The organism is Methylobacterium sp. 391_Methyba4 (assembly GCF_029691625.1).
In the GTDB taxonomy this organism is placed as follows: Bacteria; Pseudomonadota; Alphaproteobacteria; order Rhizobiales; family Beijerinckiaceae; genus Methylobacterium; species Methylobacterium fujisawaense.
Genome location: NZ_CP121475.1, coordinates 6,040,530 through 6,065,042, shown reverse-complemented (window position 1 = coordinate 6,065,042; position 24,513 = coordinate 6,040,530). Strand labels below are relative to the sequence as shown.

At 71.0% G+C, this 24,513-nt stretch carries 25 protein-coding genes; 15 read left to right on the top strand and 10 right to left on the bottom strand.

Features of this window, described 5'->3' with window-relative positions; translation table 11 throughout:
- Positions 1-8 precede the first annotated feature (8 nt).
- From P9K36_RS28605 to P9K36_RS28595, 3 genes are all read right to left on the bottom strand, one after another.
- The gene (locus P9K36_RS28605) at positions 9-440 is read right to left on the bottom strand and encodes a hypothetical protein (protein ID WP_081948722.1); all 432 of its coding nucleotides are present in this window, start codon (positions 438-440) and stop codon (positions 9-11) included.
- Positions 441-969: 529 nt separating this feature from the next.
- Entirely contained in the window at positions 970-1,698 is a 729-nt protein-coding gene (gene phbB / locus P9K36_RS28600; protein ID WP_043347469.1) for an acetoacetyl-CoA reductase, read from the bottom strand.
- A 114-nt stretch (positions 1,699-1,812) separates the two neighbouring features.
- Positions 1,813-2,997 carry an acetyl-CoA C-acetyltransferase gene (locus P9K36_RS28595; protein WP_043347468.1) on the bottom strand — a complete coding sequence of 395 codons (1,185 nt, stop codon included), beginning with the start codon at positions 2,995-2,997 and terminating at the stop codon, positions 1,813-1,815.
- Between the two features lie 325 nt (positions 2,998-3,322).
- Between P9K36_RS28595 and phaR the strand changes: the two genes are divergently transcribed.
- Together phaR and P9K36_RS28585 are read left to right on the top strand one after the other, a co-directional pair.
- Positions 3,323-3,913 (top strand): polyhydroxyalkanoate synthesis repressor PhaR, encoded by a 591-nt coding sequence (gene phaR / locus P9K36_RS28590; RefSeq protein ID WP_043385545.1) that lies wholly within the window; start codon positions 3,323-3,325, stop codon positions 3,911-3,913.
- Between the two features lie 95 nt (positions 3,914-4,008).
- Positions 4,009-4,323: a hypothetical protein gene (locus P9K36_RS28585; RefSeq protein WP_043385547.1), complete on the top strand. Its 315-nt coding sequence runs from the start codon at positions 4,009-4,011 to the stop codon at positions 4,321-4,323.
- Between the two features lie 19 nt (positions 4,324-4,342).
- Here P9K36_RS28585 and rpmF read toward each other — a convergent pair whose 3' ends face one another.
- The gene (gene rpmF / locus P9K36_RS28580; RefSeq protein WP_003601373.1) at positions 4,343-4,531 is read right to left on the bottom strand and encodes a 50S ribosomal protein L32; all 189 of its coding nucleotides are present in this window, start codon (positions 4,529-4,531) and stop codon (positions 4,343-4,345) included.
- 238 nt (positions 4,532-4,769) lie between these two features.
- Here rpmF and P9K36_RS28575 point away from each other — a divergent pair, with 238 nt between their 5' ends.
- A complete protein-coding gene (locus P9K36_RS28575) occupies positions 4,770-5,129 on the top strand; it encodes a helix-hairpin-helix domain-containing protein (RefSeq protein ID WP_043357356.1) in 360 nt (119 codons plus the stop codon).
- Positions 5,130-5,132: 3 nt separating this feature from the next.
- Here the strand turns inward: P9K36_RS28575 and P9K36_RS28570 are convergent, their stop codons facing one another.
- Together P9K36_RS28570 and P9K36_RS28565 are read right to left on the bottom strand one after the other, a co-directional pair.
- Positions 5,133-5,816: a hypothetical protein gene (locus tag P9K36_RS28570; RefSeq protein WP_043760211.1), complete on the bottom strand. Its 684-nt coding sequence runs from the start codon at positions 5,814-5,816 to the stop codon at positions 5,133-5,135.
- A complete protein-coding gene (locus P9K36_RS28565; protein ID WP_043385555.1) occupies positions 5,813-6,115 on the bottom strand; it encodes a hypothetical protein in 303 nt (100 codons plus the stop codon). Before P9K36_RS28565 ends, P9K36_RS28570 begins: the two co-directional genes overlap by 4 nt.
- A gap of 141 nt (positions 6,116-6,256) precedes the next feature.
- Between P9K36_RS28565 and P9K36_RS28560 the strand changes: the two genes are divergently transcribed.
- Positions 6,257-9,136 carry a phosphoenolpyruvate carboxylase gene (locus P9K36_RS28560; protein WP_043357361.1) on the top strand — a complete coding sequence of 960 codons (2,880 nt, stop codon included), beginning with the start codon at positions 6,257-6,259 and terminating at the stop codon, positions 9,134-9,136.
- Positions 9,137-9,211: 75 nt separating this feature from the next.
- Positions 9,212-9,583, top strand: coding sequence for a DUF393 domain-containing protein (locus tag P9K36_RS28555; protein ID WP_043760209.1), 372 nt, complete (start codon positions 9,212-9,214; stop codon positions 9,581-9,583).
- Positions 9,584-9,606: 23 nt separating this feature from the next.
- On the opposite strand, the gene P9K36_RS28550 is transcribed toward P9K36_RS28555, so the two are convergent.
- Entirely contained in the window at positions 9,607-10,062 is a 456-nt protein-coding gene (locus P9K36_RS28550) for an NfeD family protein (protein ID WP_043760207.1), read from the bottom strand.
- Positions 10,063-10,070: 8 nt separating this feature from the next.
- Positions 10,071-11,051 (bottom strand): SPFH domain-containing protein, encoded by a 981-nt coding sequence (locus tag P9K36_RS28545; RefSeq protein WP_043385564.1) that lies wholly within the window; start codon positions 11,049-11,051, stop codon positions 10,071-10,073.
- 332 nt (positions 11,052-11,383) lie between these two features.
- Between P9K36_RS28545 and P9K36_RS28540 the strand changes: the two genes are divergently transcribed.
- From P9K36_RS28540 to P9K36_RS28530, 3 genes are all read left to right on the top strand, one after another.
- Complete coding sequence (locus P9K36_RS28540) at positions 11,384-12,478, top strand: glycosyltransferase family 4 protein (RefSeq protein WP_043353349.1); 1,095 nt, start codon at positions 11,384-11,386, stop codon at positions 12,476-12,478.
- A 113-nt stretch (positions 12,479-12,591) separates the two neighbouring features.
- Complete coding sequence (locus P9K36_RS28535; protein ID WP_043760205.1) at positions 12,592-13,686, top strand: glycosyltransferase; 1,095 nt, start codon at positions 12,592-12,594, stop codon at positions 13,684-13,686.
- Positions 13,683-14,717 carry a glycosyl transferase gene (locus tag P9K36_RS28530; RefSeq protein ID WP_043760203.1) on the top strand — a complete coding sequence of 345 codons (1,035 nt, stop codon included), beginning with the start codon at positions 13,683-13,685 and terminating at the stop codon, positions 14,715-14,717. Before P9K36_RS28535 ends, P9K36_RS28530 begins: the two co-directional genes overlap by 4 nt.
- A 128-nt stretch (positions 14,718-14,845) precedes the next feature.
- On the opposite strand, the gene P9K36_RS28525 is transcribed toward P9K36_RS28530, so the two are convergent.
- Positions 14,846-15,028, bottom strand: coding sequence for a hypothetical protein (locus P9K36_RS28525; protein ID WP_043353351.1), 183 nt, complete (start codon positions 15,026-15,028; stop codon positions 14,846-14,848).
- Between the two features lie 177 nt (positions 15,029-15,205).
- Between P9K36_RS28525 and P9K36_RS28520 the strand changes: the two genes are divergently transcribed.
- The 4 genes from P9K36_RS28520 to P9K36_RS28505 all read left to right on the top strand — a co-directional run bounded on the left by P9K36_RS28520 (position 15,206) and on the right by P9K36_RS28505 (position 20,943).
- Positions 15,206-16,492, top strand: coding sequence for an efflux RND transporter periplasmic adaptor subunit (locus tag P9K36_RS28520; protein ID WP_043353353.1), 1,287 nt, complete (start codon positions 15,206-15,208; stop codon positions 16,490-16,492).
- A gap of 21 nt (positions 16,493-16,513) precedes the next feature.
- Positions 16,514-19,651: an efflux RND transporter permease subunit gene (locus tag P9K36_RS28515; RefSeq protein ID WP_043385575.1), complete on the top strand. Its 3,138-nt coding sequence runs from the start codon at positions 16,514-16,516 to the stop codon at positions 19,649-19,651.
- A gap of 83 nt (positions 19,652-19,734) precedes the next feature.
- Positions 19,735-20,292, top strand: a complete 558-nt coding sequence (locus P9K36_RS28510) for a DUF4337 domain-containing protein (RefSeq protein ID WP_043385577.1) — start codon at positions 19,735-19,737, stop codon at positions 20,290-20,292.
- A 123-nt stretch (positions 20,293-20,415) separates the two neighbouring features.
- Positions 20,416-20,943, top strand: a complete 528-nt coding sequence (locus tag P9K36_RS28505) for a phosphate-starvation-inducible PsiE family protein (RefSeq protein ID WP_043353367.1) — start codon at positions 20,416-20,418, stop codon at positions 20,941-20,943.
- Between the two features lie 66 nt (positions 20,944-21,009).
- On the opposite strand, the gene P9K36_RS28500 is transcribed toward P9K36_RS28505, so the two are convergent.
- Positions 21,010-21,528: a TspO/MBR family protein gene (locus P9K36_RS28500; protein ID WP_043760199.1), complete on the bottom strand. Its 519-nt coding sequence runs from the start codon at positions 21,526-21,528 to the stop codon at positions 21,010-21,012.
- A 122-nt stretch (positions 21,529-21,650) separates the two neighbouring features.
- Here P9K36_RS28500 and P9K36_RS28495 point away from each other — a divergent pair, with 122 nt between their 5' ends.
- The 3 genes from P9K36_RS28495 (at position 21,651) to P9K36_RS28485 (ending at position 24,483) form a co-directional block, all read left to right on the top strand.
- Positions 21,651-22,853: an aminotransferase class V-fold PLP-dependent enzyme gene (locus P9K36_RS28495; RefSeq protein ID WP_111473433.1), complete on the top strand. Its 1,203-nt coding sequence runs from the start codon at positions 21,651-21,653 to the stop codon at positions 22,851-22,853.
- A 92-nt stretch (positions 22,854-22,945) separates the two neighbouring features.
- Positions 22,946-23,425: a hypothetical protein gene (locus P9K36_RS28490; protein WP_052083772.1), complete on the top strand. Its 480-nt coding sequence runs from the start codon at positions 22,946-22,948 to the stop codon at positions 23,423-23,425.
- Between the two features lie 128 nt (positions 23,426-23,553).
- Positions 23,554-24,483 (top strand): AEC family transporter, encoded by a 930-nt coding sequence (locus P9K36_RS28485; protein ID WP_043760196.1) that lies wholly within the window; start codon positions 23,554-23,556, stop codon positions 24,481-24,483.
- Positions 24,484-24,513: the final 30 nt, after the last annotated feature.

Here is a 24,513-nt window from a genome sequence, read left to right as displayed (position 1 = left end):
GATAGCGGTCAGCGGGCGCGGCAGTTCGGGCCGTACCAAGTCATGGTCCGGCGATCCATGCCGCCATCGGACGAGGCGCCGCAGATGGGGAAGCGGGGGTCGCCGCTCCGCTGCAGGCTGGCGATCTTGTAGAGATCCTGCCGGGCCTCGCGGCGGCGGTTCTGCTCGGCGAGCTGCGCCTGCCAATACAGGTTGCTGTTGGCCTGGGCGACGGCGCGCTGCTGATGGAGGCCCATCATGCACTCGGCAAAGCCGTCGGTGTCGGGCTCGAAGCCGAAGGCGTAGCACTGGTTCTGATCCATCGCGTGGCGCTCCTGCGGCGTGACGCAGGCGGCCAAGCCCAGGGCGCAGGCCGCGGCGAGACCGAGCTTCGCGACGGTGGGCAGCGTGCGGTTGAGGCTGCCCTCGCTCTGGCCGGCACGCGAAGCCGTGTCGCGCAAAGAACTGTCCTGGCCGCCACCGATAAAATGAACGCCGAATTTACCGTGAAACCAGTTGTTCATGACGCCCGGGACCTCGATTTCTGTCGGCAGGACCATCCGCGAGCCGATGAAAGAAGGTCTATACGAGGCAGGTCGAATTGTTCGTGTCGCAGAACACGCGGGCGCCGGGGCCGATCGCTGCCCGCAATGCCCGTTATCCCGAAGCCGCGCGGAGACCGCGCAGGCCAGGTAGGACTTTCGTCAGGCTTGCCGGGTCGGATCGTCCGCGTCGCCGATCTGCGGAATCCGCGCGACGTCTGGCACTCGGGCGATCAGCGGGCGCCGCCGGACTCTCTCCGCGGCGACGGTCTGCACGGGCGAAGCGCACCCCGATGGGGAACGGGCGGCGCGCCGGCTGCGCGGCGCACTCGATGAGGCGCAGCCCGAGGCGGCCGTCATCGAAGCGATCGGGCGCGAGAGGGACCGGCCGCGGGGGCCTCGGCCCTGCGTCGGGCGCGCCGGATCGATCCGGCGCGCCCGCTGGCGATCAGACGAAGTGCTGGCCGCCGTTGATGGTCAGCGTCGAACCGTTCACGAAGCCGGCCTCGTCGCTGGCGAGGTACTCGACCGCGTGCGCGATCTCGCTGGCTTCGCCCAGGCGACCCGTGGGAATCGTGGAGATGATCTTGTTGCGGATCTCCTCCGGCACCGCCATCACCATCTCGGTGGCGATGTAGCCCGGCGCGATCACGTTCACCGTGATGCCCTTGGACGCGCTCTCCTGCGCCAGGGCCTTGGCAAAGCCGATCACGCCGGCCTTGGCGGCCGAGTAGTTGGTCTGGCCGGCCTGGCCCTTCTGGCCGTTGATCGACGAGATGATGATGATGCGGCCGAAGTTGCGGCTGCGCATGCCCTCGATCAGCGGACGCGTGCAGGTGAACATCGAATCGAGGTTGGTCTTGATGACCGCCTGCCACTTGTCGAAGGTCATCTTGTGGAAGGCACCGTCCCGCGTGATGCCGGCGTTGTTCACCAGCACCTCGATCGGCCCCAGCTCGGCCTCGACGGCCTTGATGCCGGCCTCGCAGCTCGCGAGATCGCCCACGTCGAACTTGAAGACCGGGATGCCGGTCTCGGCCTTGAAGGCGTTGGCCGCCTCGTCGTTGCCGCCGTAATTGGCCGCGACCCGATAGCCCTTGTCCTTGAGCCGCTTCGAGATCGCCGCGCCGATACCGCGAGTGCCGCCCGTGACCAGGGCGACGCGTCCTTGAGCCATTGTTTCCTCCTGTTCGCATCCCGTGATGCCGCGTGCGGATGGCGTCCGCACGCGAATTTTTGTGATCTCGGCCTTAAGTCTAAGTTGTCCAGCGGGGCTGACGCCCCGCTGCGCTCAGGTCCGCTCGATGCACATCGCGACGCCCATGCCGCCGCCGATGCAGAGAGTGGCGAGGCCCTTCTTGGCGTCGCGGCGCTTCATCTCGTGCAGCAGCGTGACGAGGACGCGGGCGCCGGACGCGCCGATCGGGTGGCCGATGGCGATGGCGCCGCCGTTGACGTTCACCTTCGCGTCGTCCCAGCCCATGTCCTTGTTCACCGCCAGCGCCTGAGCCGCGAAGGCTTCGTTGGCCTCGATCAGGTCGAGGTCGGAGGGCTTCCAGCCGGCCTTCTCCAGGGCCTTGCGGGAAGCCGGGATCGGGCCGGTGCCCATCACCTTGGGATCGACGCCCGCGGTCGCCCAGGACTTGATCTTGGCGAGCGGGGTCAGGCCGCGGCGCTCGGCCTCCGAGGCCGACATCAGCACGAGGGCGGCGGCGCCGTCGTTGAGGCCCGAGGCGTTGGCGGCCGTCACGGTGCCGTCCTTGGCGAAGGCCGGCTTCAGCTTGGCCATGGCCTCGATGGTGGCGCCGTCGCGGATGTACTCGTCGGTGTCGACGACGGTGTCGCCCTTCTTGCCCGGCACGGTGACGGGGACGATCTCGTCCTTGAAGCGGCCCTCCTTGCGGGCGGCCTCGGCCTTGTTCTGCGAGCGGGTCGCGAACTGGTCCTGCTGCTCGCGGGTGAGCTGGAAGGCCTGGGCGACGTTCTCGGCGGTCTGACCCATGTGGTAGCCGTTGAAGGCGTCCCAGAGCCCGTCCTTGATCATCGTGTCGACGAGCTTGACGTCGCCCATCTTCTGGCCGCCGCGCAGGTACTGCGCGTGGGGCGAGAGCGACATCGATTCCTGGCCGCCGGCGACGATGACCTTGGCGTCGCCGTTGGCGATCTGCTGCATGCCGATCGCGACCGTGCGCAGGCCCGAGCCGCAGACCTGGTTGAGGCCCCAGGCGGTGGCCTTCTCGGGAATGCCGGCCTTGATGGCCGCCTGACGGGCGGGATTCTGGCCGGCGCCCGCAGTGAGGACCTGGCCAAAGATCACCTCGTCCACATCGTCGGGCGAGACCTTGGCCCGCTCCAGGGCGGCCTTGATGGCGGTCGCACCGAGCTCATGGGCCGGCACCGCCCCGAAGGCGCCGCCGAACGAGCCGACCGGCGTGCGCGCGGCCCCGACGATGACGATCTCTTCGCTGCCTGCCATGTGAACGTTCTCCTCTCGCGAGCCGGCGCGCCTTCCACGTTTTGGGGCGCGCTCTGTGCCGGCCCTGGGATGAAGGGCTTGAGATGGGCGAAGTCAAGGTTGTCTATCAAAGCGCCAAAACGTGCCGATGACGCGTCCGCGAAACTGAAATGGCGCTCCGGCCCCACACCCTCTGCATTATTCTGCGTTGAAGAGGTGCAGTTTGCTGTTTTCTGCGCCCGGGGAAGGCTTTAAGGATCGTGCTGCGGGCGCGAAGACAGCCCCGCCAGACTGCACCGCGCGTCTGCAACGCCCCCCGGTCCCGAGTCCAGAAAGGCCGTTCCCGATGGCGGATACCGTCAAGGCCACCCAGACCGTCATCAAGAAGTACGCCAACCGGCGCCTCTATCACACAGGTACCTCGACCTACGTGACGCTGGAGGACCTCGCCACGATGGTCCAGAACGGCGAGGATTTCGTCGTGTACGATGCGCGCACCGGCGACGACATCACCCGCTCGGTCCTCACGCAGATCATCTTCGAGCAGGAGAACAAGGCCGGCGCCGAGAACCTGCTCCCGGTGGCCTTTCTGCGCCAGCTGATCCGCTTCTACGGCGACAGCATGCGCACAATGGTGCCGAGCTTCCTCGAATTCTCGATGGCGAATTTTGCCAAGGATCAGGACGGGCTCCGCGAGAAATTCGCTCAGAGCTTCGGTCCGTCGGCGTTCCAGAACGCGATCGAGCAGCAGGTGCGCACCAACATGAACTTCTTCGGCGACGCCATGAAGATGTTCACGGGCTTCGGGCCGCCCGCCCCCGGGACGCAGCCGCCGGCGCCGACACAGCCCACGCCCTATGCCGGGGGCGAACTGGACGATCTCAAGCGCCAGATGCTGGAGATGCAGCAGCGGCTCGAAGCGCTGGCGAAAAAGTAAATTCCCGTCGGCGCGACCGAACAAAGGGTTGACGATTAGTAAACACCGGCCCCACCTTTGCGACATCGGCACGGAAACGTGCGAAAGGTGTGCGCATGGTGCGTATCGGAACAGTCAGCCGTCTCGGCCCGACACAGGTCCGCTCCACCCGGCGCAAGCCGGTGTCGGAGCCGGACGCGTCTCCGGAGCCGGCCGAGACCGCAGCCCAGGCGCTGGTGGTGATCGACGGGGGGCGGTCCGAGGGGGAACCGGAGGGTCGGCCGGCGGATCGCGCGGGCCGAGGAAGACCCCGCGCCGGCTTTGTCGCCCAGCTGCTCACGGCCGACGATCCGACGCTGCTGCCGTCACGCCTGACACGGACCCAGATGGCCGCCGCGCGCTACGCGGAGGCCGCGCGGCGCCTCGCCTGAGGCGCCGCCTTCGCGAGGCTCAGGCCTCGGCGGACTTCACCTTGAGAACCTGACGGCCGCGATACATGCCGGTCTTCAGGTCGATGTGGTGCGGACGGCGCAGCTCGCCCGAATCCTTGTCCTCGACATAGGTCGGCGCCTTCAGGGCGTCGGCCGAGCGGCGCATGCCGCGGCGGGAGGGGGAGGTCTTTCGCTTCGGAACGGCCATGGCAGGATCCTTCGTGACGCCGCGGACAAAGCGGCGCGCGGGCGGCTCCTCAATCGAGGATCGCCACGCACACCGCGGGATACGGATGAGGGCGGGCTTATAGCTCCGGCGCCGGCCCGTGGCTAGGGGTGCCGGACCACAACCGTTAAGCGCGGGCGTTAAGCGCGGGTTCAAGCAGGCCGTCGCAGATCTGCCACGACGGCACCGCGCAGCGGGCCGCGTCCTTCGGGAGAACGCCATGGCTTCCTCCACCAAGACCCTCGCCCTTCTCGCCCTCCTGTCGAGCCTCGTGGCGGCCCCCGCCCTGGCGCAGGCGCCCCAGACGCCGACGACCGCAGCGCCGACGGCCCCCGCGAAACCCATGGCACCGAGCGCACCGGTGGCCGGATCGCCCAACGCCGCAAAGGGCGCGCTCATCGACCTCAACAGCGCCAGCACCGAGGAACTCGACGCCCTGCCGGGTATCGGCGCGGCGCGCGCGGCCGCGATCATCAAGGGGCGGCCGTATCGCGGGAAGGACGATCTCGTCTCCAAGAAGATCATCCCGAAGACCGTCTACGACGGCATCAAGGACAAGGTCATCGCCAAGCAGAAGTAGCCGCTACTCGGCGATCGCCCCCTGAGGCATGGAGAAGCCGGGGGGCGTCTTCGGGGCCGCGGCGGCCTTCGGCGCCGCGTGCCGGGGCGCCTTCTTGCGGGCTTCGGCCTTCGGCTCCTTCGGCGCCTTGACGGCGGGCGGGGTCTCGCAGGCGCGGAAGGTGAGCTGCGCCAGCGGCGTGCCCTCCTCGGTGACGATCGCGATCGGATCGGGGAAGGTCGGCAGCGTCGGCTGCCAGCGAATCGGGCCGCCGAGCATCGCCTCGATTCCCGCCGGGGCGCCGCCGCGCCGCAGCGTCGTGAAGTCAGGCCCGTAGGCGGTGGCGACCTTCCCGGCAATCACGACCTGCAGCACCTCGTTCAGTTCGGGCGTCAGCGGCCTGAGCGGGTTCGTCGTGCGGATCTGCCCGGACCGCGTGATCACCATCTTGAAGCCCTTGCCGCTCTCGAAGTGGGCCGCCTGGGTCCCACAGGGCTGCTCAAGGGCCGGGCCGGCCGCCGGCGTCGGGCTCGTCGCCTGAGGGGCACTCGGCTCCGGGGCGGGAGCCGGCGCAGCGGGCGCGGTCTGTGCCGGAACGTCCGGCGCAGGCGGCTTTCCGGCCGGCGCGGCCGAAACGGACTGCGCCATCGTCAGGTAGAGGGGGCCGGCCAGCAGCAGACCGGCCGCCCCGCGCAGGCTCACCGTCATCGGCTGCCTCCGGGCGGATCGCGGTGAAGCGCCTCGCTGCGCTGCGTCCTGTCGAGGGCGCGGATCGGTTCCAATTCCATCGCTTCCAGATCGAGCACTCGCGGATCGAGCACCTGTGCGCTGCGGTCGATCGGGCTCCTGCGGGGACCGACCGAGCCGATGAGCAGATCCTCGTCCTCAAGATCGAGGTCGGAGCCCATGCGCAGGGGCTCGCGCCGGCCGCGAGCCACCATCGCGGCGACGGCGACGACGGCGATGGCGAAAACCAGGATGGCCAGGATGATGAACAGGCGCTCCATAAGGCGGCAAGCTCTAACCTGCGGTTCAGGCCGCCGCCACCCCGTCGCGTGTCCGATCGCGTCCCCGATCGCGTGCGGAACGCTCCTTGCGTGCGCCGCCGGACCGGGTAGATGCGGGCAGACCGGAGCCGGGACCGACCGATGCAGCACGAGCCGAGCCGCGAGCCCGAGGAACTGGAGGCGCACCTCCTCGGACTGATTGAGGCTGCCCGGGAACAGGCCCGGGAGGACCCGTTCCGCAATCCCGTCCTGGCGGTGACCCTGGCGATCACCCGGCGGTTCGACAGGAACGAGATCTCGGCAGGCGACCTGGACGGCCTGTTCGTGCGCCTGCGCGCCGAAGCCCTGGCAGCCCGGGCGGAGCGGCTGCGGGCCTATGTCGGGCTCGATGCCAGCCCCGAGGATCCGCAGGCGGGGATTCCCGCCCGTCTCGTGGCGGCAATCCCCGACCGGTCGGACAGCGTCGAGGCCTTCGCGGCCCTCATCCACCGCACCGCCTTCGCGGTGGTATTCACCGCCCATCCCACCTTCGGCATGCCCCGGGCGGTCGCCGGCCTCCTCGCCGAGGCAGCGAGCCTGCCCGACGCTGCGGCCCGCGCCGGGCTGATCGAACGGGCGGCGACTTTGTCCACGCGGCCGGACGCGCCGATCACCCTCGACGTCGAGTTCGAGCAGGCCTGCGCGGCGGCCAATAACGGGCGGCTCGCCCTCGACGCCTTCAACGGCGCCCTGCTCGACGCCGCCCGCGCCCGCTGGCCCGACCGCTGGACCGAACTGACGCCCCGCCCCTTCGCCATCGCCAGCTGGGTCGGCTGCGACACGGACGGGCGGACCGACATCGGATGGTGGGACACTCTCCGCTACCGGCTGATCTCGAAGCGGATGCAGTTCGACCGGGTGATGCGCGATCTGCCCGCGAGTCCCGCGTGCCGGGAGGTCCGTGCCCTCGCCGAGAACGCGCTGGCGGCGGTGAACCGCCAGCTCACCGTGGCGCCGCGCCTCGGCGACCAGCCGTCCCTCGAGGCGGTGCACCGCTTCGCCCTGGCCCTCATCATCGAGCGCGAGCGCGCCCAGACCGACGCGGGCGCCCTCGTCGCCGCGCTGACCAAGGCCCTCGAGGCTGCCGACGACGGGGCCGACAGACGGCGGATCGCGGTCCTGCGCGCGGGCGTCGCGACGCACGGCCTGTCGAACGCCCTGCCGCATTTCCGGCTGAACGCCAGCCAGATCCACAATGCGGTACGCCGGGTGATCGACCTCGAAGGCGAGCCCACCGACGCGGCCCGGCGCCGGTCGCACCTCGCGACGATCCACACCCTGCTGAACGATGTCCGGCCGGTCGCCGTCGATTTCGGGGCGCTCGCGGCCGAGCGGGCCTCGGCCGCCCGGCTGATGATGACGATCGCCCAGATCCTCAAGCACGTCGACGGCACCCATCCGGTGCGCTTCCTCATCGCCGAGACCGAGACCGGCTACACCCTGCTGGCCGCCCTCTGGCTGGCGCGGCACTACGGCATCGCCGACAAGCTGGAGATCACGCCGCTGTTCGAGACGGCAAGCGCCCTCGAACAGGGCATTCGGGTGCTCGACGACGCCCTGCGCAACCCCCACTGGCGCCAGTATCTGAAGCGCATCGGCCGGCTGACCGTGCAGTTCGGCTATTCCGATTCGGGCCGCTATGTCGGCCAGCTTGCGGCGACCTTCTGGATCGAGCGACTGCGGCTGCGCATCACCGAGATGCTGGTCCAGAACGGCCTGTCCGACGTCGAGCTCGCGATCTTCGACACGCACGGCGAATCGATCGGGCGCGGCGCCCATCCGACCTCCCTGCGCGACCGCCTCGCCTACCTCGCCCCCGAGGATGCGCGGGACCGGGCCCGCAAGGCCGGCATCCGGGTCCGGCTCGAATCGAGCTTCCAGGGCACCGACGGCTACCTGCTGTACGGCACCGAGGCGCTGGCCCGCGCCAGCGTCGCCCGCATCGCCGAGCACGTCTACGCGCTCGACGTGACGGAGGAGGATTCGTTCTCGGACTACGCCCTGAACGACCATCCCAAGGCGGCCGACGCCAAGGTCGATCCGATCTACGCCGAGCCGGATTTCGCCCTCGAATTCTTCACCGCGGCCCGCCAGGACATGGAGGCGCTGGTCGACGATCCGGGCTACGCCGCCCTGCTCGGCACCTTCGGCCCGAGCCTGATCGACCGGACCGGCTCACGTCCGGTGGCACGCCAGACCGACAATGGCGGCCCGGCGCGGATCACCCATCCGCGCCAGATGCGGGCGATCCCCAACAACGCGATCCTGCACCAGCTCGGCTTCCTGGCGAATTCCCTGCACGGGATCGGCCGGGCCGCCCAGCGCGGCCCGGACCTGTTCCGCGACATGCGCCGCGATTCGGTGCGCTTCTCCCGGGCCTTCCGGCTGGTGCAGCACGCCGCCTCGGTGGGCGACCTCGACGTGCTGCGCGCCTATATCGACACCCTCGATCCGGCCGTGTGGCTGGAGCGGGCGCGGCGCACGCAGAAGGATTTCCGCAGGGACGAGCTGGTCGTGATCTCCGGGGCCCTGGAGCGCCTCGATCTCGCCCCCGCGCTCCGGAACCTGTTCGGACGCCTGACCCGCGACTGGCTCGCCCTGCGCGCGGCCGCCCCGGACCTTCCCGCCATGTCGGCGCGGCTGACCCTGCTCCACGCCCTGCGGCTCGCGCTGATCCACCGGATCTGGTTCCTGGCGGTGCACATCCCGGGTTTCCGGCCCCAGGCGGGCATCTCCCGCGAGCAGCTGCTGGAGCGCTTCCTGCGGCTGGACATCGACGGCTGCCTGAAGCTCCTCGACGCGATCTTCCCGATCACGCCGGATCCGACGCTCGGCCTGAACTTCGGCGAGCCGGCCGGCCCGCGGGACGTCGGCACCTACGAGGCGGAGCACGCCAACCTGTTCCAGCCGATCCGCCGGATGTTCGACCAGGTCCGCGAGATCTCCGGGATGATCCAGCACGAGGTCGGCGCGTTCGGATGACCGCGACGCCGTCCCGCAGGCCGAGGCCGGACGCGCAATCTGGCCCGACCTCGGCGCCGGCCTATATCGTCGACCATGGAACAGGTCGTCGTCTGGTTCGATGGAGGCTGCCCCCTCTGCCGGCGCGAGATCGCGCTGATGCGCCGGCTGGACCGGCGCGGCGCGATCACCTTCGTCGACGTGACAGAGGATGCGGACACCTGCCCGGCCTCGCGGGCGGACATGCTGGCGCGCTTCCATGCCCGCGAGGGCGAGTCCGTCCTCACCGGCGCCGCGGCCTTCGCGGCGATGTGGCGCGCGATCCCGGTTCTGCGCCCGCTCGGGCTCCTCGCGCGGTCGGGCCGCGTCCTGCAGGTCCTTGAGCGTCTCTACGGCGTGTTCCTGAGGGTCAGGCCCCGGCTGCAGCACCTCGCCCGGCGACTCGAACGGCCCCGGGCCTCAGCCTGAGGCGGGGATCCGCGGAGACGCGCTCACGCGGCCTCCACCTGCAGGATCGTCCCACGAATGGCCGTCACCCGAACCCGTTCCCCGGCCGGCAAATCGGGTCCCTCGACCCGCCAGAGCGTATCGTCGAAGCGGATGCGGCCAGCCCCCTGCACGATCGGCTCGTCGAGCACGCCGGCGCGCCCGATGAGGCCCCTGTCGGCGCGGTTCAGCGCGGGAGCCGGCGGTCCGGTACCCCGACGCTGCAGGCGCGCCGCGACGGCGACCAAGCCGACGGCCAGCACCGCGAACAGCAGGGTCTGACCCTGCCAGGGCAGGGGCAGCGCGGCGGCGGCCACGCCCGTCGCGACGGCGGCGAGGCCGAGCCAGATCAGGAAGACGCCGGGCAGCAGGATCTCGGCCCCCGCCAGGGTTAGCCCGGCGATCACCCAGCTCCAGGCGGGCCCGAGAGCCGCGACGGCGTCGGCGACGGAGGCGGGCATCGCCGGCGTCAGGTCCGCGGCGGGGCGACGTTGGGCGGCGTTCCCGCGCGCCTGGGCGCCGAGGGACCATCGCCGAACACGGTGCGGGTGAGTTCACCGATCCCGCCTAGGGTGCCGGCGAGAGCCGCCGCCTCGATCGGCACCACGACCACCCGCTGGTTCGGCGCGGTGGCGATTGCCCGTACGGCCTCGACGTATTTCTCGGCCACGAGGAAATTCGCCGCCGCGATGTCGCCCTCCGCGATCGCCCGGCTGACCATGCCGGTCGCCGCCGCCTCGGCCTCGGCGGAGCGCTCACGGGCCTCCGCGTCGCGGAAGGCGGCCTCGCGCCGGCCCTCCGCCTCCAGGATCGCCGATTGCTTGCGTCCCTCGGCCCGGAGGATCTCGGCGGCGCGCTGCCCCTCCGCCTCCAGGATCGAGGCGCGCTTCTCGCGCTCGGCCTTCATCTGGCGGGCCATGGCCCCGGCGAGATCGGCCGGAAGCACGATATCCTTGATCTCGATCCGGTTGATCTTGACGCCCCAGGGCGAGGCCGCCGCATCCATCACCCGGAGCAGGCGTTCGTTGATCTCGTCACGGTGAGCGAGGAGCTGGTCGAGATCCATCGCGCCGACCACGGTGCGAATGTTGGTCATCGTCAGGGTGGTGGCGGCGAGGTCGAGGTTCGAGACCTCGTAGGAGGCGCGCGCCGCGTCGAGCACTTGGTAGAACACCACCGCGTCGATGGTGACGCCGGCATTGTCGCGGGTGAAGGCCTGCTGGCTCGGCACGTCGATCACCTGCTCCATGACGTTCACCCGCCGGCCGATCCGCTCGACGAAGGGGGTGATCAGTCCGAGGCCGGCATCGAGGCTGCGGGCGTAGCGGCCGAAACGCTCCACCGTGTAGACGTAGCCCTGGGGGACGATCTTCACGCCCGCGGCCAGGGTGATGACCGCCAGCGCCGCCACGCCCACCGCGAAGACGCTCAGCCCGAACGGCAGCCCCATCGACACCCTCTCCGTCCCGGCCGCGCGTCCGGCGCGCGAGACGCAGCCTAGCAGGCCGATGCGCGCCTCGCGACCGCGGTCCCGGACAGCCGAGAAACGGGGCCGCCGCGGCCCGGCGTGAACGGGCCCCCATTCATTTCGATCATCTTTGGTTCAGGCCGCGGCGCTTAGGAAGTCGGCAAGCGTCGCGTTCGTCGTCGCTCCAGACCCTCCAACGCAACGCTTGTTGAAGAAACATTCGGCATGATCCCCGCCACCCTCGCCGCGGAAAGAAGTCCTTTCGCGCCGCTGCGGGCGGCAGAAATCCCCACCCAACCGGATCCGGTGCGCGCGTGAAGATCGCTGTCCTCGCACATCTGAAATACCCGATCGGCCAGCCCTATGCCGGCGGCTTGGAGATGCACACGCATCTCCTCACCGTCGCGCTGAAGCGGCACGGGCACGACGTCACGCTGTTCGCCAGCCGGGGCTCGGACCCGGCGCTCGATCCCGTGATGCTCTGCGATCCCACCGGGGACGCCCTCTTGGACCCGGACCGCGAGGAGGCGATCGACCGGGCGGAGCACGAGGCCTACCGGCGCATGATGGAGATGGTTGCGGCCGGGGGCTTCGATCTGGTCCACAACAATTCCCTGCACGCGCTGCCGCTGTGCGAGAGCACCCGGATCGGCCTCCCCTGGGTGACAGTGCTGCACACGCCGCCCTTCGAGTCCCTGGTCGCCGGCATCGTCGATGCCGATCCCGACATGGCCTTCCTCGCGGTCTCGCCGTCGCTGGCGCAGGAATGGGCGCATCTCGTCCCGAACGCGCAGGTGGTCGACAACGGCGTCGATCTGTCGACCTTCGTGTTCTCGGAAGAAGCCGACGTTCCGGCCTTCGCCTTCTGGTCGGGCCGAATCGTGCCCGAGAAGGGTCTGCACCTCGCCATCGACGCCGCCCGCGCCGCCGGGCTGCCGCTGACCTTCGCCGGCCCGAAGCTCAATCCCGGCTACTGGGCCGCCGAGATCGCCCCACGCATGGGGCCGGACCTGACGCATCTCGGCCATCTCGCGCACCGGGATCTGGCCCATCATCTCGGCCGGGCGCGGGTCGCGATCGTCTCGCCCCGCTGGGAAGAGCCCTTCGGCCTCGTCGTGGCGGAGGCGCTCGCCTGCGGCACCCCCGTGGCCGCCTTCCGCCGCGGTGCCATGCCCGACATCCTGGACGCGTCCTGCGGCCGCCTCGCCCGTCCGGACGATCCGCAGGATCTCGCAGTGGCCATCCGGGAGGCCGCCGGCCTGTCGCGCCGGGCCTGCCGCGACCGGGCCGAGGCGCTCTACGACGCCACCGCCATGACAGGACGCTACCTGGAAGCGTACGATGCGGTGATCGCGCGCTGCGCCGAGCGGGCGCGGCCCGCCCTGCGCGTCGCCGGAGGACGCGGCTGAGCGGCGCAGATACGCGCGCCGTGCCGCATTTCCGCACCCGAGCCCGGAGCCCGGCGGCTCGACGCCCCGCCCCCGACCTCCGCGGCGCATGACGGTGCCACGGGAGACCTGACATGACCACGGACGCCGACCATCCGGCCCCCCTGCCCTGCGTCGTCTGCATTCCCGCCCGGAACGAGGCCGAGCGCCTGCCCCGCCTGCTCGCCTCCCTGGCCGCGCAGGAGGGCGTTTCGGCACGGGCGCCCCTCAGGGTTGTGGTTCTCACCAACAACTGCACGGACGGGACCGTCCAGGCGGTGCGGGACGTCGAAGCCTCGGGCATTCTCGCAACCCTCGCCCTCCGCCTGACCGACGTCGAGCTGGCCGGCGCTGAGGCCCATGTCGGCACGGCCCGGCGCATGGCGCTGGAGGCCGGGGCCGACTGGCTGGAGGCCGACGGACAGCCGGACGGAATCCTCCTCACCACCGACGCGGATGCCCGCCTGCCCGCCGACTGGGTGACGGCGAACCTGCGCGCGTTGGAGGCCGCGGACGTCGTCGGCGGCCGGCTCGTGATCGACGAGGACGGCACCGCGGATCCCGACCTCGTGGCCCTGCACGCACGCATCGAGCGCTATTGGTCCGGTGTCCGCCGCCTGGAGGATCTCCTGGACCCGCCGCCGCACGATCCCGCCCCCCGCCACGGCGACCATACCGGGGCGAGCCTCGCCGTTCCGGCCGTCCTGTACCGGTCGGTCGGGGGGCTGCCGGCGCTGCCCTGCGGCGAGGACAATGCCCTCGTCGGGCTCCTGCGCGCCAACGGGGCGCGCCTGCGCCACTGCCCGGAGGTGCATGTGCTGGTCTCGTCCCGCCATCAGGGGCGGGTCTCGGGGGGCATGGCCACCGAGATGCTGCGCCGCGCCCGTGTCCTTCACGGAGAGGCCTACCTGCTGCCGGAGGCCGCCCATTGGCAGGCGCTGATCCTGCGCCGGGCGGCGCTGCGCCGGGCCTTCCATCTGGACCCCGAGGCCCGCGTCGCAGCCTGCGGGCGGCTCGGGCTCGCCCCGGAGGATCTCGACTCCGTCGGCGCCTGCCCCAACGACATCGCCTTCGTGGAGCGGGCCGACCGCATCCTCGAATCCCGCAGCGCGCCGGCGCGGGAATGTGCCCTGGATCAAGCGGTCGCGGATCTCGACGCCCTCGCCCTTTCCCTGAAGGCCGCCGCGTGACCCGCGGCATCGGCTGGTACGTCCACCACCAGGGCGCCGGCCATCTCCAGCGCGCCTGGGCCGTCGCGGGGGCCCTGCCTCGACCCTGCACGATCCTCGGTACGCTCGCCGGCTTCGACACCGCCGGCCTCGACGTCGTCGATCTGCCCGATGATCGCCCCCTCGGCGCCGCGGCCTTCGACGGCCGGGACGGCGAGGCCGAGCGGCCGCAGGCGCTCCACTACGCCCCTCTGAACCATCCCGGCATCCGCGCCCGGATGGCACGCATCGCCGCCTGGGCGGAGCGAACGGACCCGGCCCTGCTCGTGGTCGACGTCTCGGTGGAGGTCGCGCTCCTGGCGCGCCTGCTGTCGGTGCCGACCCTGGTGGTGCGGCTTGCCGGAACGCGGACCGACCGGCCACACCTCGAAGCCTTCCGCAGCGCCACGCGACTGCTGGCGCCCTTCCCCGCCGCGCTCGACGGGTCGTCCGTCCCGGACTGGGTCCGGGCCAAGACGCTGTATGCGGGCTTCCTCGGCGCTCCGGCCCAAGGGCTCACCGAGGGCAGCCGGGACATCGTGGTGGTGTTCGGCCGCGGCGGCACGGGGGGCAGCCTCGCGGATCTCGCCGCGGCGGCGCGGGCGGTGCCCGACCGGCCCTGGCACGTCCTCGGGCCGGTCTCGGGCAGCGGCGAGATGCCGGACAACCTGCACCTGCACGGCTGGGTCCCCGACGTCGAGGCGCGGGTTGCGCAGGCGGCGCTGCTGGTTGGCGGCGGCGGCGACGGTGTGGTCGCGCTCGCCGCCGCGCAGGCGAAGCGTTTCCTCTGCCTGCCGGAGGAGCGGGCCTACGGCGAGCAGACCGAGAAGGCGGAGGCGCTGGCGCGGCTCGGCGCCGCGATCGTCCATCCGGGCTGGCCCCCGGCCTCGGCCTGGCCGGGCCTGATCCGGGACGGCCTCGCCCTCGACCCGGCGGTGATCGGCGCCCTGCACGATCCGGATGCGGTCCGGGGCTGCGCAGCGGCGATCGAGGCGTTGGTGCGGCACGTCTGAATGATCGGCCCGCGACGGTCCGGGGCGGGCGTCCTTGCGGGCGCAGCGAGGCGGGAGAGCGAACTCCGTCTCCAAACGCACCGCCGCCGAAGCGAAGCTCGCTCCGGCGGACGTGTTTTAGGTTGGGCTCAGGAGATCAGATCGAGCTTCGCGGCCTCGATCCCGTCGGCGCGGATCGCGTCCGGCAGCGAAGAGAAGTCACGATATCCCGCCTCGCGCGCCATCGCGTCGAGGGCCGTCTGCTCGTCATCGGCCGCCCCGGTCCAGAGCACGGCGCCGCTCTTTGTCTGCCTAATCTGGAAAATGCTCATCGATCCCTCCCCGGTCGCGAAAAGACCTTCACGGTATTAACGTCGCCGTTCGTCGCCGGTTGCAGGGGGACCGAACGCAACAGCCGCGGTTCGTCGGCGCCAATCCCCTGCGGCGCGAGGCCCGGCGACGGCATCGCGCAATGGCGCTATTCTCATCCGCATCCAGGATGACTCGCCATGAAAACGCCGACCTGCCCGGCGAGGGAGAGACAAGATCAATCGAGCGCCGATTGTGAGGCCCCCGTCGTGAAGTATGTCCGTTGGCGCGCGTCCCGCCTCAGTCTCCTGTGCGGGCTCGCGATCCTCGCCGCGGCGCCGGCCCGGGCCGTCGAGACTGCCGCCGTTCCCGACGCGGCCGCCATCGCCCCGGCGGTGACCGTCGTGCCGGCCGAGAGCCGCGAGATCGTCGAGCGGGCCGTCGTCACCGGCACGCTGGTCCCCCGGGACGAGATCCTCGTATCCCCCGAAGTCGAGGGCCTGCGCATCACCGACCTGCTCGTCGAGGAGGGCGACCGCGTCACCAAGGGGCAGGTCCTCGCCAAGCTGTCGCTGGAGATGATCGCCACGCAGGAGGCCTCCAACGCCGCGGCGATCGCCCGGGCCGAGGCGGCCATCGTCCAGGCCCGGAGCCAGATCGTCCAGGCGGAGGCCGCCAACGTCGAGGCGCGGCAATCCCTGGAACGCGCCCAGGCGCTGGCCAAGACCGGCAACGCCACCGCGGCCGTGCTGGAGCAGCGCGTCTCGGCGGCCCAGGGGGCGGAAGGGCGCCTCGCCGCCGCCAAGGGCGGTCTGCAATCCGCCCAGGCCGACCTCGCCACCGCCCGCGCCGCGGGCTCCGAGATCGCCCTGCGGCGGGCCCGCACCGATATCCGCGCCCCCGAGGCCGGGATCATCAACCGCCGCACCGCCCGGATCGGGGCCACCGCCACCGCGGCGGCCGAGCCGCTGTTCCGGCTGATCGCCCGGGGCGAGATCGAGCTGGAGGGCGAGGTGCCCGAGACGTCCCTGGCGCGCCTCCAGGTCGGCAATCCGGCGAGCCTCGACCTCGACGACGGCCGCCGCCTCGCCGGCACGGTGCGCCGGGTCTATCCGGAGGTCGACCGGGCGACGCGGCTCGGCAAGGTGCGCATCCGCCTCGGCGACGATCCGGCCCTGCGCATCGGCGCCTTCGCCCGCGGCAACGTGGAGATCGCGCGCCGTACGGGCATCGCCGTGCCGGTCTCCAGCCTGCTCTACGCCGCCGACGGCCGCGCCAGCGTCCTCGTGGTGAAGGACGGGCGCGTCGAGGCGCGGCCCGTGACCACGGGCCTCTCCGCCGAGGGCTTCACGGAGATCCGCGCGGGCGTCGCCGCCGGCGAGAGCGTCGTGGCCCGCGCCGGCAGCTTCCTGCGCGACGGCGACCGGGTACGCCCCGTGCCGGCTGCCGCCAGCAGCACGCCGATCGCCGACGCGGCCCCGCGGTAGGACGAGTCGAAGGATCCGGCCATGCGCCTCAACGTCTCCGCCTGGGCGATCCGCAAGCCCCTGCCCTCGGTGGTCCTGTTCCTGGTCCTGATGATCCTCGGGCTGGTGAGCTTCCGCTCGCTGCCGATCACCCGCTTTCCCAACATCGACATCCCGATCGTCTCGGTGACGATCACCCAATCGGGGGCGGCCCCGTCCGAATTGCAGACCCAGGTGACCAAGTGGGTCGAGGATTCGGTCGCCGGCGTGAAGGGCGTCAAGCACATCCTCTCGACCATCACGGAGGGGACCTCGACGACGACGATCGAGTTCCGCCTGGAGGTAAACCAGGATCGGGCGACCAACGACGTCAAGGACGCCATCGCCAAGATCCGGCAGAACCTGCCGCGCACCATCGACGAACCGATCGTCTCCCGCGTGGAGATCGCCGGCCTGCCGATCATGGTCTACGGCGCCTCCGCGCCCGCCATGACCCCCGAGGACCTATCGTGGTTCGTGGACGACGTGGTCGCCCGCGGCCTGCAGAGCGTGAAGGGCGTCGGCGGCGTCGAGCGCCTGGGCGGCGTCGCCCGGGAGATCCGCGTCACCCTGAAGCCCGACCGGCTGCTGGCGCTGGGCATCACCGCCGCGGACGTGAACCGGCAGCTGCGCCTGACCTCGGCCGACATGGCCGGCGGCCGGGCCGAGGTCGGCGGCCAGGAGCAGTCGATCCGGGCGCTCGCCGCCTCGGCGAGCCTCGAGACGCTGGCCAAGACCTCCATCGTCGTGCCGGGCAACCGCAAGGTCCGCCTCGACGAGCTGGCGACCCTGTCCGACACCGCCGAGGAACCCCGCACCTTCGCGCGCTTCAACGGCGAGCCGGTGGTCGCCTTCGCGATCTCCCGGGCGAGCGGCGCCAGCGACGCCGACGTCTCGGTGGGCGTCGCCAAGAAGATCGCGGCGCTCCATGCGGCGAACCCGAACGTGCGGTTCGACCTGATCGACACCAGCGTCGTCAACACGATCGGCAACTACCACTCGGCCATGATGGGCCTGATCGAGGGCGCAGCCCTCGCGGTCGTGGTGGTGCTGCTGTTCCTGCGGGACTGGCGGGCGACGCTGATCGCCGCCGTGGCGCTGCCGCTCTCGGTGCTGCCGACCTTCTGGGTGATGAGCGCACTCGGCTTCTCGCTCAACGCCGTGAGCCTGCTGGCGATCACCCTGGTCACCGGCATCCTGGTGGACGACGCGATCGTGGAGATCGAGAACATCGTCCGGCACATGCGGATGGGGAAGTCGCCCTACCGCGCGTCTCTCGAGGCCGCCGACGAGATCGGGCTGGCGGTCATCGCCATCACGGCGACGATCATCGCGATCTTCTCGCCGGTCTCCTTCATGGGCGGCATCGCCGGCCAGTATTTCAAGCAGTTCGGCCTGACCATCGCGGCGGCGGTGTTCATGTCGCTGCTCGTGGCGCGGCTGATCACGCCGCTGCTCGCCGCCTACTTCCTGCGCGACCACGGGCCGGACCACGAGCGGGACGGCTTCGTGATGCGCGGCTACACCCGCCTCGTCGCCTGGTCGGTCCGGCACAAGTTCATCACGCTGGTGCTCGGCATCGCGTGCTTCGCCGCCTCGATCGCCTCCACGGGCCTGCTGCCCGCGGGCTTCCTGCCGGCGGAGGACCAGGCCCGCACCCTGTTCGTGGTCGAGCTGCCGCCGGGCGCCCGGCTCCCGGACACGGTCCGGGTCACCGACCGCATCGAGGAGAAGATCCGCGCGCTGCCCGAGGTGAAGAGCGTGTTCGTGGACGGCGGCCGCCAGCTGCCGGCCAAGAAGGAGGTGCGGCTCGCGAGCCTGACCATCAACCTCACCCCGAAGAACGCCCGCCACAAGACCCAGAAGCAGGTCGACGCCGAGGTCGCGGCGATCCTGCGGGAGGAGCCGGACCTGCGGTTCTGGGCCCTGCGCGAGGGCGGCCAGCGCGATCTCGCGCTGATCATCGCCGGCCCCGACAAGGCCGTGGTGGCGGAGGTCGCCGCCAAGCTCCAGCGCGAGGCCCAGCGGGTCCCCCACCTCGTCAACGTCATGTCGACGGCGCCGCTCGACCGGACCGAGGTGCGGATCCGGCCGAAGCCCGCGGTGGCGGCCGACCTCGGCGTCAGCACGGACACCATCGCCGAGACGGTGCGGGTCGGCACGATCGGCGACATCGGCATGAACCTCGCCAAGTTCAACGCCACCGACCGGCAGGTGCCGATCCGCGTGCAGCTGCCCGAGCGCCTGCGCGGCCGGCTCTCCGATCTCGAGACCCTGAAGGTGCCGGTCAAGGGCGGGGCCGCCGTGCCGCTCGCCACCGTCGCCGATATCAGCCTCGGCCAGGGCCCGACCGGCATCGACCGCTACGACCGCGCCGTGCGCGTCGCCCTCGAGGGCGACATGCAGGGCACCGATGCGCTCGCCGAGCTGATCACCCAGGTGATGAACCTGCCGACGGCCAAGAACCTGCCGCCCGGGGTGACGATCAGCCAGACCGGCGACGCAGAAGTCATGGGCGAGGTGTTCGAGGGCTTCGCGCTCGCCATGGGCGCCGGCCTGATGATGGTCTTCGGCGTGCTGATCCTGCTGTTCGGCAACTTCCTGCAGCCGCTGACCATCCTGTTCTCGCTGCCGCTCTCCATCGGCGGCGCGATCCTGGCCCTGCTGATCTGCCACATGCCGATCTCGATGCCGGTGGTGATCGGCATCCTGATGCTGATGGGCGTCGTGACCAAGAACGCCATCATGCTGGTGGATTTCGCCGTGGAGCAGATCCGCGCCGGCGTCGACCGGAACGTCGCCATCGTGGATGCGGGCCGCAAGCGCGCCCGACCGATCGTGATGACCACCATCGCCATGGCGGCCGGCATGGTGCCGTCGGCGATGGCCTACGGGATCGGCGGCGAGTTCCGCTCGCCCATGGCGGTGGCGGTGATCGGCGGCCTGATCGTCTCGACGGTGCTGTCCCTGGTCTTCGTGCCGGCGATCTTCGTCCTGATGGACGACCTGTCGCGCCTGCTGAAGCGCCTGTTCGGCCGCTTCGTGGGCGAGCGCGACGACCCGGAGGATGCCACGACCTTCGACCCGGCCCATCCGGCCAACGACGGGCATCCGCTGCCGCCGCGAATCGCCGCGGAATAGGACCCACGCGACGCGGTGCATTGCGTCCCGCGCCGCGATGGGCTGTGACTCCCCCCATCGAATCAACGGAGACGCGCTAAACGATGTCGGGTGGTCACGGGGCGATCGAAGGGTCGAACAAGCGCGTGGCGCTGCTGATCTCGGTGCTGGCGCTGTTCCTCGCCTTCAGCGAGACCCTGGGCAAGGCGTCCCAGACGGAGTCGATCGGGGCCAATGTCGAGGCCGCAAACCAATGGGCCTATTTTCAGGCCCGCACCATCCGCTCCACGGTGCTGAAGACCGCCGACGAGGCCCTGGCCCTGCTTCCGCCGGGACCGAACCAGGACGCGATCGCCGCCAAGCGTGCCGAGTGGGCCAAGACCCTGACGCGCTGGGAATCAGAGCCCGCCACCGGCGAGGGGCGCAAGGAGCTGACCGCCAAGGCCCGCGCTTCGGAAGGCCGGCGCGACCTCGCGCTGCTGCGTTACCACCATTACGAATTGGCCTCGGCGGCCTTCCAGATCGGCATCGTGCTGGCATCGGCCGAGGTCATCACCGGCATCACCCTCTTGGTCTTCGCCGGCGGTTTCCTGGGTCTCGCCGGAGCCGCACTCCTCGGCTTCGGCTATCTCGCGCCGCATGCCCTGCCGTTCTTCCACTGAGGAATCGCCCCGCGAGTCAGCGGCGTAACGCCACCCTCGCGTCCGATTGATCGGCCGCGCCCGTCCATGGGCTGGACGCGCGCGCCGGAAGCTGATCGTTTCGGCACATTCCAGGGGGGAATGATGTCAGCTCATTCGGAAGACCAGGGCCGCCTGACGCGGCTCGCCAGCGCGATCTTCCTGCACACCGAGCACGCGATCTACGCGGCGCTCGGTCTTCTGCTCGCCCTCACCGCCATTGTCGCGCTGGTCGATGCCGCGGGGCTCACCTGGGAGGCCATGCGGGCGCTCGGCGGCGCCCAGCAGATCCTGGAGGTGATCGACCGGCTGCTGTTCCTGCTCATGCTGATCGAGATCCTGCACACGGTGCGGGTCTCGATGCGGTCGGGCACCCTGACCTGCGAGCCGTTCCTGATCGTCGGGCTGATCGCCTCGATCCGGCGCGTCCTGGTGATCACGCTGCAATCCTCCGAGATCATGCACGCCAAGGACTGGTCGCCCGAGAAGCAGGCGCTGTTCCAGGCATCGATGATCGAACTCGGCGTGCTGGCGGGGCTGATCCTCACGATGGTCTTCGCGATCTTCCTGCTCCACCGCGCCCGCGACGACGGGCGGCCGGCCGGCGAGGAGAAGCCCGCCGGCGAATCCTGACGCGGCTCACCCGCTCCGGGTCGCTTCGCTCCGTCCGCGATGACGGAGCGAAGGCCGCATGCGCGCTCAGTTCATCCGCAGGATCGCCGCGTTGAGGAGCGTCGCGAAGCCCACCCAGGCGGCGTAGGGCACGAGGAGCCACGCGGCGATCCGGTCGAACCGCCAGGACAGCCGGATGGTCCAGAGCACCATCACGAGCAGCATCGCGACGACAATGAGCCCCGCGCCGATCGCGTGGGCGGTGAAGAAGACGGGCGTCCAGGCGGCGTTGAGCACCAGTTGCACCAGGAAGGCCGCCAGGGCGAGCCACCAGCCCGTGCGGCTCGGTCCGGTGCGCGGCATGGTGCCGAGCAGCCGCCAGAGTGCGATCGCGATCATCGTGTAGAGGATCGTCCACGCGACCGGGAACACCCAATTCGGCGGGTTGAAGACCGGCTTGTTCAGGCCGGCATACCATCCCGGGATCTCGGCCTGGGTCGCCATCGAGCCGACCACCGCGGTGGCCGCCACCGGCAGGATCGCGGCGGCGAGCCGTAGCCAGCGCGACAGAGGCGCCCCCTGGGGGACGTGTATGGCGGCCGTCATGATCGTTCGTCTCCACCGGGCAGGGCTTGCGGGCGTGGCTTGCAGGCGCGGGTTGCGGGCGTGGCTTGCCGGGGCCCACGCGCCGTGGCACGCGGCCGTCTCCATCCGCCGAGAATCGCCAGATGTCACTGCCTAACGCGCCGCAGGGTCCGTCGGATAGCCGCAGCGACGCTGCGCCGGGATTCACGCCCCGAACCCTCGCGGCCCAGGCCATGGGCCGGATCGAGCCCGGGACGCGGGCGGTGGTCATGCCGCTGCACGTCTCGACCACCTTCATCCGCGATCCCGACAACGGCTACAGTTCCGGCTACAGCTACGCGCGGCCCGACAACGCCACGGTGCGCGAGGCCGAATCCGTCCTGGCGATGCTGGAGGGTGCGGAGGCCGGCGCGCTGCTGTTCGGCTCCGGGATGGCAGCGGCGACCGCGGTGTTCGGCGCCCTGGAGCCCGGCGACCACGTGGTCGCCGGCACGGTCATGTACTGGGCGCTGAAGCGCTGGCTGCGCGAGGAGGCGCCCCGGCGCGGCCTGACGCTCACCTTCGTGGACACGGCCGATCTGGATGCCCTGCGCGCCGCGGTCGCGCCCGGCCGGACCCGGCTCGTCTGGATCGAGACCCCCGGCAACCCGCTCTGGACGGTGACCGACATCGCCGCCGCCGCCGAGATCGCCCACGCGGCGGGGGCACGGCTCGCCGTCGATTCCACGGCCGCCTCGCCGGTGCACACGCGTCCCCTGGAACGCGGCGCCGACATCGTGATGCACTCGGCCACGAAGATCCTGAACGGCCATTCGGACGTCGTGGCGGGCGTGCTGGCGGGCGCGCGGGCCGACGCGTTCTGGGATCGGATCCGGGGGATCCGGGCCGGCAGCGGCGGCATCCTCGGGCCCTTCGAGGCCTACCTGCTGATGCGCTCGCTGCGGACCCTGCACCTGCGGGCCGCGGCACAATCGGCGGGTGCCCTGCGGCTCGCCGAGCGCCTGAGCGGGCACCCGCTCGTGACCCACGTCCTCTATCCGGGACTGCCGGACGATCCCGGGCACGCGATCGCCCGCCGTCAGATGCGGGACGGCTTCGGCTTCATGCTGTCGATCCGGGTGGCCGGCGGCGAGGCCGGCGCCATCGCCACGGCGGCGCGGGTGCGGCTCTGGAAGCGGGCGACCTCCCTCGGCGGCGTCGAGAGTCTCATCGAACACCGCGCCTCGGTGGAGGGCCCGGGCAGCCCCTGCCCGCCGGATCTCCTGCGCCTGTCCACGGGCATCGAGGACACGGAGGACCTGTACGGCGATCTCGACCAGGCTCTGCGCAGCGCCCACGGGGGGTGATTGTCGAGGGTGGTTGGTGCCGAACGGGTTCCTGGCGCGTTGTGCCGGCAGTTCCGACGGCGCACGCCGCCACAGATCGCGAGTCCGACGACATGACGACCCGTTTCCGCGCGACGGTCCCCGGCACCCTCGCGCTGCTCACCCTGGCGCTCGCCTCGCTCCCGGCGCGCGCCGACGCCGTCCCGACTCTCGATGTCGAGCGGACCTGCCAGTCGGCGCAGGTCACCAACACGTCCATCAGCGACAAGGCGAATTACGACGGCTGCCTCCGCTCCGAGCGCGAAGCCCGGAAGGAGGCCGAGCGGCACTGGAGCAGCTACACCCCCGCCGCCAAGCGCCAGTGCGAGGATCAGTTCAAGGCAGGCGGCTATCCGTCCTACGTCGAGATGGTGACCTGCCTGGAACTCGCCTCCGGTACCGTGCCGACGCAGAGCGACGAGGGTGGCCGCGCGGTGGGCGGTCCGGGCTCGCCGCGGGACGTGAAGGTGCAGCGCGAAGGCGCCGCCAGCCTCACCAAGGAGCCGCCCGCGAGCCAGCGCACGGATCCCATGAAGGTGCTGGAGAACAAATAGGCCCGCGCGCCGGAGACCGTCCCGGCCGCGGCGGGCGCCGACGAGCCATTCTCCCGGCGCCGAGGCATAGGACCGAGGCGGCGTGCTAAGGGCGGTCATCCCCGCCTTCCCGCACGTCGCCCGGATCCGTGAACGCCCTCGCCATCATCGCCCCGATCTTCGGGATCGTCCTGATCGGCTGGGCGGCAGCCCTCGCGGGCCTTCTCTCCGACAAGGTGAGCGACGGTCTGTCGGAATACGTCTTCGCCGTCGCCGTCCCGGCCCTGATCATCGCCACGCTGACCAAGCCCGGCATGAGCGGGACCGTCACATGGTCCTACTGGGTCGCGTATTTCGGCGGCGCCGCGATCTCGTGGTTCGTCGGCACGCTGATCGCCCGGCGGCGCGCCGGGATCGAGCGGCGGGGCGCCATCCTGCACGGCTTCGCGGCGAGCCAGTCGAACACGGTGTTCGTCGGCGTGCCGATGATCCTCCAGGCCTATGGCGAGGAGGGCGCCTTCCCGCTGTTCATGCTGCTCGCCGTCCACCTGCCGCTGATGATGGGCAGCGCCACCTTCCTGATCGAATCCGATTCCGGCCTGCCGGTCCTGGCGCGGATCCGGGGGCTCGCCCTGGTGCTGCTGCGCAACCCGATCTTCGTGGCGCTCCTGATCGGCATGGCGATGAAGGGGCTCGGTCTCGCGCCGGTGGGCATCGCCCGATCGCTCATCGACGCCTTCGCGGGCACCGCCTCCACCTGTGCGCTGGTGGCGCTCGGAGCCGGCCTGAAGCGCTACCGGGTGCTGTTCGACCTCAAGGGCGCCCTGGTCATCGCTCTCCTGAAGAACCTCCTGCACCCGCTGGCGGTCTGGATCCTGGCCTTCCACGTCTTCGCGATGCCGGCCGCCTATGCGGGCGTCGCGACCCTGTTCGCCGCCATGCCGGTGGGGATCAACGCCTACCTGCTGGCGGCGCGCTACAAGACCGAGACCGGGATGGTGGCGGCCTCCGTGCTGGTCTCGACCCTGCTGGCGCCGCTCACCACTCTGGCGTGGCTGATGCTCCTCGGCCGGGCGTGACGGCGGCGCCCCGGCGTCACCGCGCGCGTT